Raw genomic sequence first — 18,517 nt, 5'->3', positions numbered from 1 at the left:
GGAACGTGCTCCGCTGGGCCGCATAGCGAGCCGACACAGGGCCGCTTCGCGCCCCAGCGGGAGCAAGCTCCCTCGCCACATTCGCTCGACTTTATTTACCTGAGCCGAAAGGCATCAGGACAGGCCCGAGGCCAGTTGCATCACGCGTTCCTGGGTCGCTTCGCTGCGGTCGAGGGTGCCCATCAGGTCGCCTTCGTGCATCACCATGACCCGGTCGCTCATGCCCAATACTTCCGGCAGCTCCGAGGAAATCATGATCACCGCCATGCCTTCGCTGGCGAGATAGGCGATGAGCCGGTAGATCTCGGCCTTGGCGCCGACATCGATGCCGCGGGTCGGCTCGTCGAGGATCAGGATGCGTGGATTGGTCATCAACCAGCGCGCCAGCAAGGCTTTCTGCTGGTTGCCGCCGGACAAGGTGTCGATGCACTGTTCCAGCGACGGGGTCTTGACCCGCAGCTTCTTGCACATGTCCTCGCACAAGGCGCGCAGGGCTTTCTGTTGAATGAAGCCGTTGCCGACGTAATGGGGCAGCACGGCCATCTCCATGTTTTCCAGCACCGACAGGCACGGGAACAGGCCACTGAGCTTGCGGTCCTCGGTCAACAGCGCGAAGCCTTTCTCGATGGCCATGTGCGGGTCGGTGATGCGCACCGGTTGGCCGTCCAGGAGGATTTCGCCGCCGGTGCTCGGGGTCACGCCGAAAATCGCTTCGGCCACGTTGGTCCGGCCCGAGCCCATCAACCCGGCGATGCCCAGGATCTCCCCGGCATGCAGGTCGAAGGACACGCCTTTGAAGATGCCGTCCAGGCTCAGGTCGCGCACCGACAGCACCAACTCACCAATGGGTTGCTCGCGCACCGGGAACAATTGGCTCAGCTCACGCCCGACCATCATCGAGATCAGGCTGTCGCCGTCCATGCTGTCGGCCCGTTGCAGGCCGATATAGGCGCCGTCGCGAAACACCGCCACTTCATCGGCGATGGCGAACACTTCGTTCATCTTATGGGTGATGTAGATGATGCCTTTGCCCTGGGACTTGAGGTCGGCAATGATCGAGAACAGGTGGGCGACTTCGGTCTCGGTGATGGCCGAAGTCGGCTCATCCATGATCAGGATGTCGGAGTCATACGAGACGGCCTTGGCAATCTCCACCATCTGCCGCTCGGCAATGCTCAGGTTGCCCACCTGCTCCTCGGGGTCGAGCTTGATGCGCAGGCGCTCCAGCAGCCGGGCGGTGCAGCGGTGCATTTCGCCATGGTCGACCATGTGCAGGCCGTTGAGCTGCTCGCGGCCGATCCAGATGTTTTCGGCGATGCTCATGTGGGGCATCAGGTTCAGTTCCTGATGGATCATCGCGATACCGGCCTGCAACGCCGCCAGCGGCGTGTCGAACGTCACCGGTTTGCCGCGCAGGCGCAGCTCGCCGGCGTCCGGCTGGTAGATGCCGGCGATGATTTTCATCAAGGTGGATTTGCCCGCACCGTTTTCACCCATCAGGGCCAGCACGGAGCCGGGGCGCACCCGCAATTGAACATCGGACAAGGCCACCACACCGGGAAAGCCCTTGCTGACATTGACGACTTCCAGCAGGTACGGCTCATCAAGTAATACGTCCGGCTGGAAAGTCATGGCCGGGGCGCTCGAAGCAGTCGCTGAAGCGAACATGATCAGGTACTCCCTCGGCAAGGTGGCGTTGCAACCTTGCCTGCTTATTGTTGTGGTGGGACCGGGTTGAACGTCACTTGAACTGATCGACGTTTTCCGGCGTGATCAGGCGGTACGGCACCACGACGGACGCCATTTTCTCTCCCTTGGCCATTTTGACCGCCGTGTCGATGGAGCCATCGGCCTGGCCCTTGGCGTCCTGGAACACCGAGACCGCCATTTGGCCTTTCTTGATGGCGTTCAAACCGTCCGGCGTGCCATCGACCCCGGCAATCAATACGCTGCCTTTCTCTTTACCCGCTTGCTTGAGGGCCATGGCGGCGCCGATGGCCATTTCGTCGTTGTTGGACACCACCGCATTGAATTCACGGCCTTGGGTCAGCCAGTCGTTGACCAAGGTCATGCCCTTGTCCCGCGACCAAGTGCCGGTCTGCTCCTGCTCGATCTTGATACCCGGGTACTTGGCCAGCACTTCCTTGACGCCCTTGGTGCGGTTGGTGGTGGAGTTGTTGGCCAGGTCACCCAGCAGGATCACGATGTCGCCCTTGCCGCCCATCTTGTCGGCCAGGTATTGCATCTGCATGCGCCCGGCTTCGAGGTCATCGGAGGTCACGGTGACCACCCCTTCCGGCAATTTCGGATCGTCCGGGTGACGGTTGACGTACACCAGTGGGATACCGGCAGCCACCGCGGCCTTGGTGATGCGCTGGGTCGCGGCGGTGTCCACCGGGTTGACGATGAGCGCATCGACCTTCTGGCTGATGAAGCTTTCCACCTGGCTCAGTTGCTTGACCACGTCACTGCGCGCATCTTCGAACTGCAGGGTGACGCCATCGGGCAAGGACTTGGCTTTCTTGTCCATGGATTCGCGCAGGTAGGTCAACCAGGTGTCATCGAACTGGGACATGCTGACGCCGATCTTCAGGTCCGCCAGGGCAGCGCCGCTGGTGAGCATCAACGACAGGGCCAGCGAGGCGATACGGGTCTTGGTCTTCATGAACGGTCTTTCTCCACTTTTTTGTTGGTTTTATGGATAAGGCGTGACGGATCAGGAACGGGGCAAACGCACGATAGGCGCGCCGGGCATGCAACAGACCATGGCGCCCTTGCGCTGGATACACAGGGATTCGAACAGGGGAAGGACTGCGGACAGGCGCAGCAGATGTGGCAGATGTGGCAGGTGAAACGCAGAGCGGCTGAAGGTTTTCATCGACGGTACCTAGCTGTGTTTCTTGTTTTTGTTTCGTCTGTCGTCCGTTCAAGGCTGGCTTGGCAGGAGGCAGACAGGGTTGTCGGTAACCTGGAATCGACTTTATTGGAAAATATTTTCCATATCAACTGATTTTAGAATTTTATTCGTTTTTTATTCCATGCCCCACAGGCGTGGATAAACCCACCACTTCGCCCTGCTCGGCACTTTGCCTGGCCGCGTCGAGGATACGCGTGGTGGCCAAGGCATCACGGGCCTCCACCGGCAGCGGGCCAGCGTCCTGCAACGCGCTTTGCAGTTGTTGGTAGAACGCCAGCCAGCAGCCACGTTCGGAAGTCACCCGCTCGCGCTCGGTGCCGTGTTCGAACCAGCCCCAGCGTCGATGTTCTTCCGCCCCCCAGCGCTCGCCCTCGGTAGCCGGACTCAAGCCGGCCAGCGCCTGGGCCTCCTGCCCGTCCAGGCCTTCGACGGTGTAGCAGCCCTGGGTGCCGTTGACCCGAAAACGCGGGCGCGCTGCGTTTTGCACGCAATTGCCGCTCAAGTGGGAAATCACGCCGCTGGCATGGGTCAGGGACATGAAGAAGCCGTTGTCGAACACCTGGTTCGGCTGCCGATAATCCAGCTCGGCGTAGACCCGCACCACCGGGCCGAACAATTGCAGCGCCTGGTCCACCAGATGGCTGCCGAGGTCGCGCAGAAACCCGCCGCCGCTGCCTTTGCCCACCGACGTTGGCGAATAACGCTCGACACTGGATTCAAAACGGATGATTTGCCCGAGGGCACCAGAGGCCAGCAGTTTGCGCAGGGTCAGGAAATCCGAATCCCAGCGACGGTTCTGGTACACGCTCAGCGGCACGCCGCGTTGTTCGGCGGCCAACACCATGGCCTCGGCCTGGGCGGCGTCAGGGGCGAATGGTTTGTCGCTGACCACCGCCACGCCGAGTTCGATAGCCTGCATCACAATGGCCGGGCGACCGTCCAAAGGGGTGGACACCACCACCGCGTCGACGCCGGCCGCCAGCAATTGTTCGAGGGTGTCGAAGGCCTGGGCATCCGGGTGATCGCTGGTCAATTGTTGACGGCGCTCGGCGGACCGCGTCACCACGCCGACAAACGTAGCCCCTGGCAGGCTGCTGATCAGCGGCGCATGAAAGAACCGCCCACCCTTGCCGTAGCCGACTAGTCCGATTCGCATGAAAGCTCCTTATCTGGAAATAACGCCGGGCCCTGTGGGAGCGAGCTTGCTCGCGATGGCGGTGGATCAGACAGCATTGTATTGACTGACCCACCGCTATCGCGAGCAAGCTCGCTCCCACAGTTTGTTCCCTGGTGACTGCGGGAACTCTGTTCACCACAAATCCCTTGTGGGAGCCGAGCTTGCTCGCGATGGCGGCGAATCAGCCAGCATTGTGTCGACTGACCCGCCGCTATCGCGAGCAAGCTCGCTCCCACAGTTTGTTCCCTGGTGACTGCGGGAACTCTGTTCACCACAAATCCCTTGTGGGAGCCGAGCTTGCTCGCGATGGCGGTGGATCAGCCAGCATTGTATTGACTGACCCACCGCTATCGCGAGCAAGCTCGCTCCCACAGAGAATGAATCTAGCCGTAAAAACGCGGGCGCTCGGGCAAGTCGACCTTGACGATCTGCCCGCTCTGTTGCGCCTCGACACAAGCATCCGCCGCCACCGCCGCGGCAAACCCATCCCAGGCCGATGGTCCGCCCACTTGCCCGGCGCGCACGCCATCGATGAACGCCTGCAACTCGACGTCGTAGGCGGCGATGAAGCGGTCCTTCCAATCCATCAGGATCGCATTGGACAGCTTGGCGCCGCTGCGCAGTTGCACCTGGGACGGTTCCGGCAGCTTGGCGATGCCGGTCTCCCCCACCACTTCGCACTGGATGTCGTAGCCGTACTGGCAGTTGACGAACACTTCGACGTCGATGCGCGTGCCCCGGGCGGTTTCCAGCAGGACGATCTGCGGGTCCCGCAGGTGGGCCAGGGCCTTGCTGGTCTTGCGGGGGAACACCACTTGCACCGAGACGTAGTCATCAGCCAACAGCCAGCGCAACACATCCAGTTCATGAATCAAGGTGTCGGTGATCGCCATGTCGGTCTTGTAGTTCTCGCCCACGCTCGGGTTGCGGTGGGCGCAGTGCAGCATCAGCGGTTCACCGATCTGGCCACTGTCGATCACCGCCTTGAGCGCGCGATAGCCTTCATCGTACGGACGCATGAAACCGACCTGCACCAGGCGCTTGCCATAGGCCACTTCGGCGTCGACGATCTTGCGGCAGCCTTCGGCCGTGACCGCCAGGGGCTTTTCACAGAACACCGGCTTGCCCGCCGCAATGGCCGCCAGCACGAACTCTTCATGGCTCGGGCCCCAGGAGGTGACGAGGATCGCCTCCACGTCCGGCGCCTTGATCAATGCATGACCGTCGGGGTACACCTCGGCGGTCAATTTCAAGTCGGCCACCACCTTCGCCGCCTGAGCGAGGTTGATGTCGGTCACCGCCACCACCTGGCTGTTGAGCAAGGTCTGGCTGCAACGACGGATATGGTCCTGGCCGATGGCCCCGGTGCCGATGACGCCCAGCTTCAAAGACATTTGGAACTCCTTTCGTAGGGTTGGGGCAATCAGTATTGACGGGCCTTGGCCAGTCGTTCGTTGAGGGTCTTGGCGACGGCATCGGTGCGGGCGCTGGTGGACACTTGCGCCACGCCAACCCGCCACCACGACAGGTATTTGTGGATCATGGTCTTGGGCAGAACCTTGATGTCGATCAGCGTCGAGACCGTCTGGCGCCGGGCATCGGCCAGGGCTGCGTGCAGCTCATCCAGCGTCTTCACTTTGTAGGTCTTGCAACCGTAGGCCGCCGCGCTCATGGCGAAATCCACTGGCACGAAGGCGCCGTCGAGCTTGCCGGTCTCGGGGTTGCGGAAGCGGAACTCGGTGCCGAAGCTGTCCATGCCGTGTTCCATTTGCAGGTTGTTGATGCAACCGAACGTCATGTTGTCCAACAGCACCACGTTGATCTTGCGGCGCTCCTGGATCGAGGTCGCCAGTTCCGAATGCAGCATCATGTAGGAGCCGTCGCCCACCAACGCATAGACCTCTTTGTCCGGCTCGGCGAGCTTCACGCCCAGGGCGGCATTGACCTCGTAGCCCATGCACGAATAACCGTACTCGACGTGATAAGTGTCGACGCCCTTGCTGCGCCAGCTGCGCTGCAAGTCGCCGGGCAGGCTGCCGGCGGCGGCGACGATGATGGCGTCATCCGCCAAGGCTTGGTTGAGGGTGCCGAGCACGCGGCTCTGGGTCAGGCAGGAACCGGTGAGTTCGATGAATTCGCGAAACACCGCCGGGTCCATGTGGTCGTTGATTTCCGGGACGAAATCCTCGGCCTGGTAATCCGCCTGGTAGATACGGTCCACTTCGGCATCGAGCTGGGCCTTCGCATCGGCAACCTGCCCGCCCCATTCGGCACGATAATCCCCCATCGCGGCCGACAAGGCTTCCAGGCCCGAACGGGCGTCGGCCAACAGCTGCACGCCGTCGAGTTTCAAGGCATCGCACGGGCTGATGTTGAGGTTGAGAAACTGCACCTCGGGGTGCTGGAACAGCCACTTCGACGCGGTGGTGAAATCGCTGTAGCGGGTGCCGATGCCGATGATCAGGTCGGCCTCCTTGGCCAGCAGGTTCGCCGCCAGGCAACCGGTTTCGCCGACACCGCCGACGTTCAGCGGATGGCTGGACACGACCGCGCTCTTGCCGGCCTGGGTCTCGGCAAAGGGAATCTCGAAGCGCTCGGCAAACGCCTGTAGCGCGACGTTGGCGCCGGAGTAGCGTACGCCGCCACCGCAGATGATCAACGGCTTGCGCTTGCCCTTGAGCAACGCCAGGGCATCGCCGAGCATCGCTTCGGTGGCCGGCCGGCGGTCGATGCGGTGCACGCGTTTTTGCAGGAAGTAATCCGGGTAGTCGTAGGCTTCGGCTTGCACGTCCTGGGGCAGCGCCAGGGTCACCGCGCCGGTTTCGGCCGGGTCGGTGAGCACCCGCATCGCGTGAATCGCGGCGGTCATCAATTGCTCGGGGCGGTTGATGCGATCCCAGTATTTGCTCACGGCCTTGAACGCATCGTTGGTGCTGATGCTCAGGTCGTGGAACTGCTCGATCTGTTGCAGCACCGGGTCCGGCTGGCGACTGGCGTAGACATCGCCGGGCAACAGCAGCAGCGGAATGCGGTTGGCCGTGGCGGTGGCAGCGGCGGTCAGCATGTTCGCCGCACCGGGGCCGACCGACGAACTGCAGGCGTAGATCTTGCGCCGCAGATGCTGCTTGGCAAACCCGATGGCGGCATGGGCCATGCCCTGCTCGTTGCGGCCCTGGTGGACCACCAGGTCGCCGCTGTCCTGCTCCAGCGCCTGGCCCAGCCCCAGCACGTTGCCGTGGCCGAAAATGGTAAAGACCCCGGCGACGAACTTGCTCTGGACGCCATCGACTTCGATGTACTGGTTATCGAGGAATTTCACCAGGGCCTGGGCCATGGTCAGTCGTGTTGTGGTCATGCTTGCACCTTTTCAAACGCAACTCGGTCAAGTGTGGGAGCGAGCTTGCTCGCGATGGCGTCAGGTCAGCCAGCATCAATGTTGACTGACACACCGCTATCGCGAGCAAGCTCGCTCCCACAGGAGGGTTCTCCATCGTTCGGGGCGGCGGCTCATGCCTGCGAGCTTTGCAGGTGGTTCATGCTCGCCCCCAACGCCTGGCGAATGTCGGCCAATTCATGGACGCTCTCGGCAAATGGCTCGAAAGACAGGTAACCGTCATACCCGCCGCTGAGCAACGCCTCGATCTGCTTGGCATTGCCGAGGATGTCAGCCTCGCCCACCAGCACCCGGTGGCCGTCTCGAATGGTCGCCAATGGTGCCTGGGCATCCTCGACGCCGGAGATGTGCACCAGCCCGGTCAGTTCGGGGAAGAACTCCTGCTCGCCGGCCAGATGATGATGGAAGGTGTCGTGCACCAGGCGGAACACATCCAGCCCGCCGATGGCCTTGATCGCTTCCACCGCCGTGCGCTTGCGGCGCAACGAGCACTCTTCGAAACCCAGGGGTTCGATGAAGCCGTAGATGCCGAAGGCGCGCAGGATCGGCGCCAGTTCACTGAGGGCGGTACGCAGCCCAGCCGCACGCTCGGCTTCGCTGCGCGGGTCGGCGCGGTCATTGAGTGGGCACATCACCAGCCCCTCGGCGCCGCACTCGCGGGCGTAGTCGGCCAAGCGCACGGCCTGGGCGCGGCGCTCTTCGTTCCACACATCGAAGGGGTACAGGGCGTTGATCGACAGCACCTTGATGCCGCGGGCCTCGCACAATTCACGGACGCGAGCCGGCGGCATGCCGTCTTCGATCTCGACGCCCTTGAGGTCGTTGCGGATCTCGATGGCATCGGTTTTCAACGCCAGGGCCAAGTCGATGAACGCGGGCAGTGACAGGTGCGGGGCAACCATTCGGTTCAAGGCAAAACGCAGGGGCTTGTTCATTGTTGTTCTCCCTCCGGCAGTCATTCGAAAAATGCGTTATTGGGCAGTCGGCATGCTGAATTCAGGACCCTTGGCGATGCTGTCGGGCCAGCGCTGCATCACGCTCTTGTAGCGGCTGTAGAAGCGCAGGCCTTCTTCGCCGTAGGCATGGTGGTCGCCGAACAACGAGCGCTTCCAGCCGCCAAAGGAATGCCAGGCCATGGGCACCGGAATCGGCACGTTGATGCCCACCATGCCGACCTTGATGCTGCGGGCGAACGCCCGGGCGATGCCGCCGTCGCGGGTGAAGCACGACACGCCGTTGCCGAACTCATGGGCGTTGATCAGCGCCACCGCCGTGGCGAAGTCCGGCACACGGACGATCCCCAGCACCGGGCCGAAAATCTCTTGCTGGTAGATGCTCATCTCGGCAGTGACCTGATCGAACAGTGTCGCCCCGACAAAGAACCCTTGCTCCGCCCCCGGCACTTTGAAGCCTCGGCCGTCGACAATCAGCCGGGCACCCTCGGCCACGCCGGCATCGATGAAACCTTCGACCTTGGCCTTGTGCTCGGCGGTGACCAGGGGCCCCATGTCGGTGCCGGGTTGCTGGCCGTTGCCGACTTTCAACTGGTCGATGCGCGGCAGCAGGCGAGCGATCAGTTCGTCGCCCACATCGCCCACTGCCACAGCGATGGAAATGGCCATGCAGCGTTCACCGGCCGAGCCGTAGGCGGCACCGATCAAGGCGTCCGCCGCCTGGTCGAGGTCGGCATCGGGCATGACGATCATGTGATTCTTGGCCCCGCCCAGGGCCTGCACACGCTTGCCGTGGGCCGTGCCCTGCTGGTGGATGTACTCGGCGATGGGCGTGGAGCCGACAAAGGAAATCGCTTCGATGTCCGGGTGCTGCAACAGCGCATCCACCGCCACTTTGTCACCCTGGACCACGTTGAACACGCCGTCCGGCAGGCCGGCCTCGGTCAGCAAGCGGGCCATCAGCAAACTGGCGGACGGGTCGCGTTCCGAAGGCTTGAGGATGAAGCAGTTGCCAGCAACCAGCGCCAGGGGAATCATCCACAGCGGCACCATCACCGGGAAATTGAACGGCGTGACCCCGGCGCAAACGCCCAGGGGCTGGCGCAGGTTCCAGTTGTCGATGCCGCCACCGATGTTGTCGCTGAAATCGGTCTTGAGCAGGTTTGGCGCACCGCAGGCGTACTCGACGATTTCGATGCCGCGGGTGACTTCGCCGTGGGCGTCGGACAGCACCTTGCCGTGTTCACGGCTGATGATCCGGGCCAGTTCGTCGTGGTGACGATCGAGCAGTTCCTTGAACTTGAACATCACCCGCGAACGACGCAATGACGACTGCTCGGACCAGGCCGGGAACGCCGCCAGCGCCGAGGCCACCGCCGCGTCGACGGTACTCGGCTCGGCCAGGGCCACCCGCGCCTGCACCGCACCGGTGGCCGGATTGAAGACGTTGCTGGACCGCGGACTGTCGCTGTCCTGCACCTGACCGTTGATGTAATGGCCTACTACCGGGGCGTCGCTCATCGTGCTTGTTCTCCCTGCGTATGTGTGGGGTCAGAGATCCAGCAGCCAGCTGTGCTGCGGATCGTTGTGAAATTGCCAGACCCGCTTCGGGCCGGCCATGACGTTCAGGTAATACGACTCGTACCCGTAGGGCACGCTGACCGGGTGATAGCCCTTGGGGACGACCACCAGGTCGTTGTTCTCCACCGCCATGGCCTGGTCGATGCTGCGGTCGTCGGTGTAGACCCGCTGGAACACGAAGCCTTGGGACGGATTGACCTGGTGGTAATAGGTCTCTTCGAGGAAGCTCTGGTGCGGCAGGTCGTCGGTGTCGTGCTTGTGGGGCGGGTAGCTCGAGGAATGCCCCGACGGCGTGCGCACCTCCACCACCAGCAGCGAGTGCGCCGGTTCGCTGTCCGGCAGGATGTCGCAGACATAGCGGGTATTGGCGCCCTTGCCGCGCACGCTGCGCTTCATGCTGTCCGGGCGGATCAGCCGTGGGCCATGACTGTTTTGCGCCGAACCCGGTGCGGCGCACACGGCAATCTGCACATCGCTCAGGGCGGTGACCTGGGCCTGGCTGCCGGGCGGCAGGTAAGCGGCATAGGGTGATTTATCCTCGAACACCGACTGGCGATCACCGAGGTTGTCCCAATCGAAGGCCCCCTGCCCCGGCGCTTCGCCCTTGAGGCTGACGCGACCACTGAGCAGCACCAGGCACAATTCCTTGTCCCCGGCGGCCACTGGCAGGGTTTCACCGAGACGCAGGCGGTAGGCAGCGAAGCCGACGTATTCCAACTCGCCCGCCGGCAACTGGACCATGGTTCGGCCGCTGGATTGGCTCTTGATCAACAGGCTCATGACGGGCTCCTTTCGTTCAGCAAGGCGCGCAGGGTCTCGTAGCCCTTCTTGGCGTAGGCATAACTCGGGGCTACGGCAGGGTCCTGCTCGGCTTCCACCACCAGCCAGCCTTGGTAGTCGGCGGCCAGCAGCACGTCGAGCAAAGCGGCGAACTCGATGTCGCCATCCCCCGGCACGGTGAAGGTGCCATTGATGATGCAGTCGGGGAAGCTCCAGAGGTTGTTGCGCGCCAGTTGCACCACCGGTTTGCGCACATCCTTGAAGTGCACGTGGCAGACCCGCTCGATGTGTTTGCGCAGCACCTGCAACGGCTCGCCACCGCCCATGTAGCAGTGACCCGAGTCGAACAACAGGCCCACTTCGCTGCCGGTCAGGGCCATCAACTTGTCGATGTCCGTGGGCGATTCGACGTAGGCGCCCATGTGGTGGTGATAGGCCAGGCGCACGCCTTGGGACAGGGTGAAGCGCGCCAGTTCGGTGAGTTTGTCGGCGTAGGCTTGCCAGGCGTCATCCGTATGGAAACGCGGCCGCTCGACCAATGGAATCCGCTGGCCCTGGATGGAATCCGCCACTTCGCCGTAGACCAGCACCGTCGCGCCGTTCTGCGCCAGCAGCTCGACGTGGCTGGCGATGGCGTCGATTTCTTCCGCCGCCGAACGCCGGGCCAGGCGACTGGAATACCAGCCGGAAACCAGCGCCAGGTCATAAGGCCGCAGCACATCGCCGACGCCCTTGGCGTCCTTGGGGAATTTGCCGTTGAGCTCAAAACCTTCGTAGCCGATGGCCTTGCCTTCACTCAGCGCCGTACTCAACGGCGTCTCGCCGCCCAACGACGGCAAGTCATCGTTGCTCCAGGAAATCGGGTTGATGCCAATTCGAATAGCGGGCATGGCTGCACCTTTTATTGTTGTCTCTAATGTTCAACCGATCACCTGTGGCGAGGGAGCTTGCTCCCGCTCGGCTGCGAAGCAGTCGCAAAACCTATGGATGCGGTTTTACCTGTCGAATCAAGGGTGGCTGATTTGGGACTGCTTCGCAGTCCAGCGGGAGCAAGCTCCCTCGCCACAAAAGCCCTGTCCATCAAGCACGAGCACTGCGCCACGCCTCGATCAATTCCACAAACCTGCCCTGCACATCCCGGATCAGCGTTTCGTCGTCGATTTCCCCGGCCAGCCAGGCCCGGCTCGGTTCCTGGAAGATCGTGCGGCCCACGGCGAAACCGCGGCAGGTGGTGCTCCGACGGGCCTGGCGAAAGCCTTCGGCCAACGCGGCGGCCGGGGCGTTGAGGCCCAGCAGGACCACGCCACGGCAATACGGGTCGCGCTGTTGGATCAGCTCGTCGAGCTGCTGCCACTCCTGCGCGCCCTGGGCTTCGATCTTCCACCACGCCGGGAAGATACCCAGGTTGTAGAGGCGCTTGAGGGCACGATAGAGCACGTCCGGGTGCGGTGATGGGTGATCCTTGGGCGGTATGACTTCCAGCAGCAACTCGTGGCCGCTGGCCTGGGAGGCCTTGTACAGCCCCATCAACTGCGCCTCTTGCTCCAGGCGCAGCAGCGGTTCGTCGTCAGGGTGAAATTGCACCAGGCACTTGATGATCTGCTCCTGTGGCCAGGCGATCAGGTTGCTGCCAATGGAACGCCCATGTTCGAAGGCCAGCGGCCGCGAACCTTGCACCTCCACCGGCCGCGCCACCCACCAGCCGCGCCCGGTGGCAGCGTTCAGCGAATCCTGGCCGAAGCGCTGGTCGGCCAGCAGACCGACGTCAGCCTCGATGCCCTGGTGCCGCAGGTCGGCTTCGACCCGCGCCACCGCCTGGATGAACAGTTGCTTGAGTTCACCGATGCTGCTCAACTCGCGACCGCCCTTCTGGGCCAGTTCCACCAATTGTCCGCGATGGTCGAAGGCAAAGATGAACAACTGTTTCCAAGCCTTGCGGGGTACGCTGACCTGGTGCAGCCGTTGCAGCACGGCATCCTGGTCGGGCCGGGTGATCGGCACCGGGCTTTGGAATAAATAGTCGAGCTCGGCCCGGGTCGGCATCGCCGGGGCACAGGCATGGCGCGACACCACCAGGCCGCCGCAGGCATTGGCCAACTGACAGCAGCGTTCATCGCTGGCATCTTCCAGCCAGCCGGCAAGAAAGCCCGACATGAACGCATCACCGGCGCCCAGTACGTTCAAGACTTCGACCCGTACGCCTGGGTAAATCGCACCGTCTTCGAGCCGGGCCGGGATGGCGCCATGGATCACCGTGCAGCCCTGGGGGCCGAGCTTGACCACCAAGGTCGCCGCCGTCAGCGAGCGTACGGTGCGCAGCGCGGTCAGCAGGTCTTCGCTGCCGCCGGCGATGAGGAATTCTTCTTCGGTGCCGACGATCAGGTCGAAACGCGGCAGGATGCCTTGCACGTGCTGGCTGACCTTCTGGTCGGCGACAAACCGGGTTTCTCCGTCAGCCTTGGCCGCCAGGCCCCAGAGCACCGGCCGATAGTCGATGTCGAGGACGCGCTTGACCTGGTGCTTTTGCGCGTAGTCCAGCGCCTGGATACTGGCCTGGTAGACGCCATCGGTGGAGAAATGCGTGCCGGTGATCAGCAGGGCCTTGCTGGAGGCAATGAACGTTTCGTCGATGTCTTCGGCGCGAAGCGCCATGTCCGCGCAATTTTCCCGGTAGAACACCAGGGGGAAGGTTTCCCGGTCCTTGATCCCCAGCAGGACCATGGCCGTCAGGCGCTCGGGATCGACCTTGATGCCACTGACATCGCAGCCTTCGCGGGCCAGGGACTCCACCAGGAAGCGCCCCATGTGGTCGTCCCCGACCCGGCTCAGCATCGCCGACCGAAGCCCCAGGCGCGCCGTGCCGAACGCGATGTTGGCAGAGGAACCGCCCAGGTACTTGGCGAAGCTCGAAACATCTTCCAGGCGAGCGCCGACTTGCTGCGCATAGAGGTCGACGCCCAGGCGTCCCAGGCAGATCACATCCAATTGACGCCCACTGGCAAAACGAGTCTGGCCCATGCTGGCTCCTGTTATTTTTATCAGCCTGCGCTTGTCGCCGACACCGGCGCCAACGCTGTTGGTGAATGCAGACTAAAACGAGCCGCAGGCAAGAATCAATAATTATTCTATAAATTTTTTACGTGGAATATTTTTTCCAATACGCTATGACCCAAGCGAAGCAGACACAGTGCATCGTTTCAGCACTGTTGCAACATTAGTCCACCCATGATTTTCCCTGCGCCTACGCTGTAGACTGCGACCAGCCAACCTATTGTCGAGGGCCGGCCTTTTTTCGGGCCGCCCTATAAGAACAAGCCAGAAGGATTTCCTATGACCCGCCCCGATGATCTGCCGGCGCCGTCCGAGAGCGCGTCCGAACCCGCCCTCCCGAGCCCACCGATCAATGCCGAGCGCCTGTTGCAACTGATCACCGACGAATACGAAAGCCTGCCGCGCCAGCTCAAACGCATCGCCAGCTACATGAGCCAGCAGAGTGACCGGATCATGGTGGATCGCATTAGCGACATCGCCCGGGAATGCGAAGTGCACCCCTCGGCCATCGTCCGGTTTTCCCAGCGCTTCGGCTTCAGCGGGTTCAGCGAAATGCAGGCGTTGTTCCGCGAGGCCTACACCCACAAGACCACCCCGGTGCAGAACTACCAGCAGCGCATCCGCAGCATGATCGCCAACAAGTCGCAAAAGGCCAGCGGTGGCGACCTGGCCCGCGAATGCGTCAACGCAACCTTGTCGGGCATCGAGCGCCTGGGGTTGGAGCTGGACGACCAGGCGTTCGAAAAGGCCGTGGACCTGGTGGTCAACGCCGACAACATCTATGTGGTGGGTGTACGCCGTTCGTTCGCGGTTGCCGACTACCTGGTCTACAACCTGCAGCACACCAACAAGCGCATTCACCTGGTGTCCGGCCTGGGGGGCAGTTACCGCGAGCAGATGCGCAGCGTGCGGGCCAACGACCTGGTCATCGCCATCAGCTTCACGCCCTACGGCAAGGAAACCCAGCACTGCTTGCGCATCGCCCAGCATCACCAGGCCAAGACCCTGATCATCACCGACAGCAACCTTTCACCCTTGGCCAAACGGGCCAATGCGGTGCTGCTGGTGAACGAAGGCAGCTCGTTCGCCTTCCGTTCGCTGAGCGCCACGTTGTGCCTGTGCCAGGCGTTGTTCATCGCCGTGGCTTACCGGTTGGAACTCAAGGTCGATGAAATCCATGAACAGGTCGGGTTCGAGGATTAACACCCACAAGACTTTTCTGAAGGAGATGTCATGAAACTGATCGGCATGCTGGACTCGCCCTATGTGCGACGCGTCGCCATTTCCGCCAAGTGCCTGGGGGTTGCCCTGGAACACGAATCCGTTTCGGTGTTCAGGCATTTCGACCAGTTCCAGCGCATCAACCCGGTGGTCAAGGCTCCGACCCTGGTGCTGGACGATGGCAACGTGCTGATGGACTCGACGTTGATCATCGACTATCTCGAGGCCTTGGCCGCGCCGGGTAAAAGCCTGATGCCGGTCGACAGTGGGCAGCGGCTGCGCTCCCTGCGCCTGATTGGCCTGGCCCTGGCGGCGTGCGAGAAATCGGTGCAGATCTACTACGAACGCAACCTGCGCCCGACGGAAATCCAGCACGCCCCCTGGGTTGAACGCGTGGAAGGCCAACTGGCGGCAGCTTATGACTTGCTAGAGCAGGAACTGGGGAAACAGCCACTGGTCACCGATGGCACACTCGATCAGGCCGGTATTACCGTGGCGGTGGCCTGGAGCTTCACCAACCTGGTGGTGCCGGACCAGGTGCAGGGCAAGTCATTCCCGTCGATCAGCGCGTTCACCGCCTATGCCGAAGGGCTGGAGGCGTTTGTCAGTACGCCGATGGAATAACCGCTGTAAACAGGAAATCCTGGAGGCTACCAGAGTCCTTGTGGGAGCGAGCTTGCTCGCGATGGCGGCAGTTCAGCAGCATTGATGTTGCCTGACACACTGTCATCGCGAGCAAGCTCGCTCCCACAGTTTGTTTTCGGGCGACTGCGAAATAGGTATTCACTACAACTCCCACAGTTGGTCCTGGGTGTCTGCCGGATGGAGGCTCACCTCAGATCCCTGTGGGAGCGAGCTTGCTCGCGATGGCGGCAGTTCAGCAGCATTGATGTTGCCTGACACACTGTCATCGCGAGCAAGCTCGCTCCCACAGTTTGTTTTCGGGCGACTGCGAAATAGGTATTCACTACAACTCCCACAGTTGGTCCTGGGTGTCTGCCGGATGGAGGCTCACCCCAGATCCCTGTGGGAGCGAGCTTGCTCGCGATGGCGGCAGTTCAGCAGCATTGATGTTGCCTGACACACTGTCATCGCGAGCAGGCTCGCTCCCACAAAGGCGGCGCACGCCTTGAATCAGCCTGGCGCGCGGGAGCGGACCTGGACCGTCACCCACTCGGACCGCTGGCTGACGTCATCCAGGCGCTCGACCTGATAAAACATGCTCACCGACCTGTCGCGCTGTTCCTGCCAATAACTGGCAGGAATCACAAACTTGAGCGATTGACCTGCCGTGGCCTCGGTGATTTCGCGCTCAAGCACATGAGTGGAGTTGCCATCGCACTGCAACCAGACCCACTCTCCCACCTCAAGCCCGGGGTCATCAATGACGACCGTCACCCCTTCTTGCAGGTCGTCGACCTCCAGCCATCCGGCGTTCATTTCCAGGATCTGGAGCGCCTTCAGCGCAGGACGCCGCAGCGGACCGACGTGCAGCGACAACGGTTCGGCACGACGCACCGAATGCCCATGCCGGACAACATAGACCAAGGCCAGGTCGTGCCCTTCATGGGGAGCGATCAACGAATGATCGATCCAGAGCGATACCTTACGCCCCACCGCGTGGGCTTCTATGTCCAGCACATCGCGCCACAGCGCCTTGGAATCCTTGCTGGCCGTCAGGATCAAGCGATCGCCGACCGCCATCCTGGCGTAGGGCCGGATGCTCACCCAGGTTCCTTCAGGCACCCGGTTCGGATCGAGACTGCCACCCACCGCATCGTTGGCAATGACGGGGAGCAGTTGCGGCGCGGCATCGCCGATCCCCAGTTGCAGGTGTTCCGAAGCCAGCGCGCCCGGCAACCGTTTGCCCGTCAATTGGTAGGAGATTTCCAGCGAGCCACCGTCCAACTCGGCGATGTGTGGTTCGCGCACGACGAACACGACGTCTCGCCCCACTTGCCGTTCGGTGACGAACCCGGCCACTTCATGCCGGTAGGGTTCGCCATCGTTGTTGAGGCCGTGCCAACGCAGCAGCACCTCATCCCCGCACGTCATCATGGGATACGGCTTGACGGTAATCACAGCCTTGCGCCAAGCGGGGTTGATCACCCCGTCCCTGGCCGCCGCCAGGACCGGTGGTGGCAACCTGGTTTCGGACATTGAACGGGTTCGTTGAAGCGATGGATAGGTGATCATGTGCAAGCTCCAGTCCTTGGATGAAGGCACCGTTCCGATAACGGCGCCTGATGGAGCCATTAAAACCCGCCCGGGGCAAACCCACAGCCAGACAAGGCGACAGCGGCAGTGAGCCCTTGGCGCTCGGACCTGTAGCTGCAAACGACAACGGTTATCGGAAGTCTCCTACGCCTTTGAGCGCCACCGGGTTACTTCCCATTATTCCCACTGTTTTTATTCCGGTTTCCCTGAATCAGGGCGGTTCCTTCCTACACCGCACAGGATGAGCCTGCATTAGAGTGAAGTCGCAAATTCAAGGTGAACCTCTTCGAAAAAGGTACGAACATGCAACGGAATGCAACCACTCAATTTCCCATCCTGCTGGTCCATGGGTTGTTCGGGTTTGACCAGATCGGCGGCTTCGAACTTTTCCATGGCATCAAACAGGCCCTACGCGCAGGCGGTGCCCGGGTGTTCATCCCGTACTTGTCGGCCACCCACTCCAACGAGGCCAGAGGCGAACAATTGCTGGCGCAGATCGATCGGGTCCTGGCCGGCACCGGTGCTACTCGGGTCAACCTGATCGGCCACAGCCAGGGCGCGCTGGCCGCCCGGTATGCCGCCGCGCTGGCACCCGACAAAGTGGCCTCGGTCACCTCGGTCAGCGGCCCCAACCATGGCTCCGAACTGGCCGATTTCCTGCGCAAGGCCCTTACCCCCGGACGACTGCCTGGGCATGTGGCACGGGGTGTCGCCACGCTGTTCGCTGACTTCATCTCGTTGCTGGACGGTCAGGCGCAACTTTCGCCGGCCGCCGTCGCCGCGCTGGCGGCTATGACCACAGAGGGCGTTGGCGCCTTCAATGACAAATACCCCCAGGGCCTGCCGAAGCACTGGGGCGGGAACGGACCGGAGCGGGTCAATGGCGTGCGCTACTACTCATGGAGCGGCACGTTGCAAGAATCGATGGGTAAAGAACAGGAGCCTTTGCGGGCTTTCTGCCGCGCCTTTTCCGAATACTTCATCACCGAAGCCGGGCAGAACGACGGCCTGGTCGGGCGTTTCAGTTCGCACTTGGGCAGGGTCATTCGCTCCGACTACCCCATGGACCACATGGAGGCCATCAACCCTGGAAGCGGCAAGGCATGCTCGGGAACAGACCCCGCAGAGCTTTACCTGCGCCACGCCGAGCGCCTGCGCAAGGCCGGCCTTTGATCGCCGGGCCCAAGGTTTTGACGCAATTTTGACAACACCTCGTCGATGAATCC

At 62.3% G+C, this 18,517-nt stretch carries 15 protein-coding genes; 3 read left to right on the top strand and 12 right to left on the bottom strand.

All coding sequences use genetic code 11. The annotated features are described in order from the left end of the window. Nucleotides 1-114 precede the first annotated feature (114 nt). From J3P85_RS11195 to J3P85_RS11145, 11 genes are all read right to left on the bottom strand, one after another. Nucleotides 115-1,668, bottom strand: a complete 1,554-nt coding sequence (locus J3P85_RS11195) for a sugar ABC transporter ATP-binding protein (RefSeq protein WP_186729056.1) — start codon at nucleotides 1,666-1,668, stop codon at nucleotides 115-117. A gap of 73 nt (nucleotides 1,669-1,741) precedes the next feature. Next, nucleotides 1,742-2,665, bottom strand: coding sequence for a sugar ABC transporter substrate-binding protein (locus J3P85_RS11190; RefSeq protein WP_434705829.1), 924 nt, complete (start codon nucleotides 2,663-2,665; stop codon nucleotides 1,742-1,744). A gap of 51 nt (nucleotides 2,666-2,716) precedes the next feature. Continuing rightward, the gene (locus J3P85_RS11185; protein ID WP_434705828.1) at nucleotides 2,717-2,878 is read right to left on the bottom strand and encodes a hypothetical protein; all 162 of its coding nucleotides are present in this window, start codon (nucleotides 2,876-2,878) and stop codon (nucleotides 2,717-2,719) included. Between the two features lie 142 nt (nucleotides 2,879-3,020). Next, on the bottom strand, nucleotides 3,021-4,073 hold the full coding sequence (locus J3P85_RS11180) for a Gfo/Idh/MocA family protein (protein ID WP_434705827.1): 1,053 nt from the start codon (nucleotides 4,071-4,073) through the stop codon (nucleotides 3,021-3,023). Nucleotides 4,074-4,477: 404 nt separating this feature from the next. After that, nucleotides 4,478-5,488: a Gfo/Idh/MocA family protein gene (locus J3P85_RS11175; RefSeq protein ID WP_434705825.1), complete on the bottom strand. Its 1,011-nt coding sequence runs from the start codon at nucleotides 5,486-5,488 to the stop codon at nucleotides 4,478-4,480. Between the two features lie 29 nt (nucleotides 5,489-5,517). Next, a complete protein-coding gene (gene iolD / locus J3P85_RS11170) occupies nucleotides 5,518-7,449 on the bottom strand; it encodes a 3D-(3,5/4)-trihydroxycyclohexane-1,2-dione acylhydrolase (decyclizing) (protein ID WP_434705824.1) in 1,932 nt (643 codons plus the stop codon). Between the two features lie 152 nt (nucleotides 7,450-7,601). Beyond that, nucleotides 7,602-8,423: a TIM barrel protein gene (locus tag J3P85_RS11165; protein WP_434705823.1), complete on the bottom strand. Its 822-nt coding sequence runs from the start codon at nucleotides 8,421-8,423 to the stop codon at nucleotides 7,602-7,604. Between the two features lie 36 nt (nucleotides 8,424-8,459). Then, nucleotides 8,460-9,962, bottom strand: coding sequence for a CoA-acylating methylmalonate-semialdehyde dehydrogenase (locus tag J3P85_RS11160; protein WP_411384999.1), 1,503 nt, complete (start codon nucleotides 9,960-9,962; stop codon nucleotides 8,460-8,462). 30 nt (nucleotides 9,963-9,992) lie between these two features. Then, nucleotides 9,993-10,802, bottom strand: a complete 810-nt coding sequence (gene iolB / locus J3P85_RS11155; protein WP_411385000.1) for a 5-deoxy-glucuronate isomerase — start codon at nucleotides 10,800-10,802, stop codon at nucleotides 9,993-9,995. Further along, entirely contained in the window at nucleotides 10,799-11,692 is an 894-nt protein-coding gene (gene iolE / locus J3P85_RS11150; protein WP_434705822.1) for a myo-inosose-2 dehydratase, read from the bottom strand. Before iolE ends, iolB begins: the two co-directional genes overlap by 4 nt. A 190-nt stretch (nucleotides 11,693-11,882) precedes the next feature. Further along, complete coding sequence (locus tag J3P85_RS11145; RefSeq protein ID WP_434705821.1) at nucleotides 11,883-13,820, bottom strand: bifunctional 5-dehydro-2-deoxygluconokinase/5-dehydro-2-deoxyphosphogluconate aldolase; 1,938 nt, start codon at nucleotides 13,818-13,820, stop codon at nucleotides 11,883-11,885. Nucleotides 13,821-14,132: 312 nt separating this feature from the next. Here J3P85_RS11145 and J3P85_RS11140 point away from each other — a divergent pair, with 312 nt between their 5' ends. Together J3P85_RS11140 and J3P85_RS11135 are read left to right on the top strand one after the other, a co-directional pair. Next, nucleotides 14,133-15,056 (top strand): MurR/RpiR family transcriptional regulator, encoded by a 924-nt coding sequence (locus tag J3P85_RS11140; protein ID WP_003202885.1) that lies wholly within the window; start codon nucleotides 14,133-14,135, stop codon nucleotides 15,054-15,056. Between the two features lie 30 nt (nucleotides 15,057-15,086). Further along, nucleotides 15,087-15,698, top strand: a complete 612-nt coding sequence (locus J3P85_RS11135; protein ID WP_434705820.1) for a glutathione S-transferase — start codon at nucleotides 15,087-15,089, stop codon at nucleotides 15,696-15,698. 510 nt (nucleotides 15,699-16,208) lie between these two features. On the opposite strand, the gene J3P85_RS11130 is transcribed toward J3P85_RS11135, so the two are convergent. After that, entirely contained in the window at nucleotides 16,209-17,234 is a 1,026-nt protein-coding gene (locus tag J3P85_RS11130; protein WP_434705819.1) for a hypothetical protein, read from the bottom strand. Between the two features lie 360 nt (nucleotides 17,235-17,594). Between J3P85_RS11130 and J3P85_RS11125 the strand changes: the two genes are divergently transcribed. Next, nucleotides 17,595-18,464, top strand: coding sequence for an esterase/lipase family protein (locus J3P85_RS11125; protein ID WP_434705818.1), 870 nt, complete (start codon nucleotides 17,595-17,597; stop codon nucleotides 18,462-18,464). Nucleotides 18,465-18,517 lie beyond the last annotated feature (53 nt).

Origin of the sequence: Pseudomonas sp. Z1-12, assembly GCF_051132015.1 — a bacterium.
GTDB classification, from domain to species: Bacteria; Pseudomonadota; Gammaproteobacteria; order Pseudomonadales; family Pseudomonadaceae; genus Aquipseudomonas; species Aquipseudomonas zanjanensis.
The sequence above is the reverse complement of the archived record's forward strand: the minus strand, read 5'-3'. Positions and strand labels throughout refer to the sequence as shown.

What these genes read in the sequence shown, in the direction of transcription:
- J3P85_RS11140 (WP_003202885.1), top strand. Translation starts at nt 14,133, where the DNA reads ATGACCCGCCCCGATGATCTGCCGGCGCCGTCCGAGAGCGCGTCCGAA.
- J3P85_RS11195 (WP_186729056.1), bottom strand. Translation starts at nt 1,668, where the DNA reads ATGTTCGCTTCAGCGACTGCTTCGAGCGCCCCGGCCATGACTTTCCAG.
- J3P85_RS11145 (WP_434705821.1), bottom strand. Translation starts at nt 13,820, where the DNA reads ATGGGCCAGACTCGTTTTGCCAGTGGGCGTCAATTGGATGTGATCTGC.
- iolE (WP_434705822.1), bottom strand. Translation starts at nt 11,692, where the DNA reads ATGCCCGCTATTCGAATTGGCATCAACCCGATTTCCTGGAGCAACGAT.
- J3P85_RS11165 (WP_434705823.1), bottom strand. Translation starts at nt 8,423, where the DNA reads ATGAACAAGCCCCTGCGTTTTGCCTTGAACCGAATGGTTGCCCCGCAC.
- J3P85_RS11175 (WP_434705825.1), bottom strand. Translation starts at nt 5,488, where the DNA reads ATGTCTTTGAAGCTGGGCGTCATCGGCACCGGGGCCATCGGCCAGGAC.
- J3P85_RS11130 (WP_434705819.1), bottom strand. Translation starts at nt 17,234, where the DNA reads ATGTCCGAAACCAGGTTGCCACCACCGGTCCTGGCGGCGGCCAGGGAC.
- J3P85_RS11180 (WP_434705827.1), bottom strand. Translation starts at nt 4,073, where the DNA reads ATGCGAATCGGACTAGTCGGCTACGGCAAGGGTGGGCGGTTCTTTCAT.
- J3P85_RS11185 (WP_434705828.1), bottom strand. Translation starts at nt 2,878, where the DNA reads ATGAAAACCTTCAGCCGCTCTGCGTTTCACCTGCCACATCTGCCACAT.
- J3P85_RS11160 (WP_411384999.1), bottom strand. Translation starts at nt 9,962, where the DNA reads ATGAGCGACGCCCCGGTAGTAGGCCATTACATCAACGGTCAGGTGCAG.
- J3P85_RS11125 (WP_434705818.1), top strand. Translation starts at nt 17,595, where the DNA reads ATGCAACGGAATGCAACCACTCAATTTCCCATCCTGCTGGTCCATGGG.
- J3P85_RS11190 (WP_434705829.1), bottom strand. Translation starts at nt 2,665, where the DNA reads ATGAAGACCAAGACCCGTATCGCCTCGCTGGCCCTGTCGTTGATGCTC.
- iolB (WP_411385000.1), bottom strand. Translation starts at nt 10,802, where the DNA reads ATGAGCCTGTTGATCAAGAGCCAATCCAGCGGCCGAACCATGGTCCAG.
- iolD (WP_434705824.1), bottom strand. Translation starts at nt 7,449, where the DNA reads ATGACCACAACACGACTGACCATGGCCCAGGCCCTGGTGAAATTCCTC.
- J3P85_RS11135 (WP_434705820.1), top strand. Translation starts at nt 15,087, where the DNA reads ATGAAACTGATCGGCATGCTGGACTCGCCCTATGTGCGACGCGTCGCC.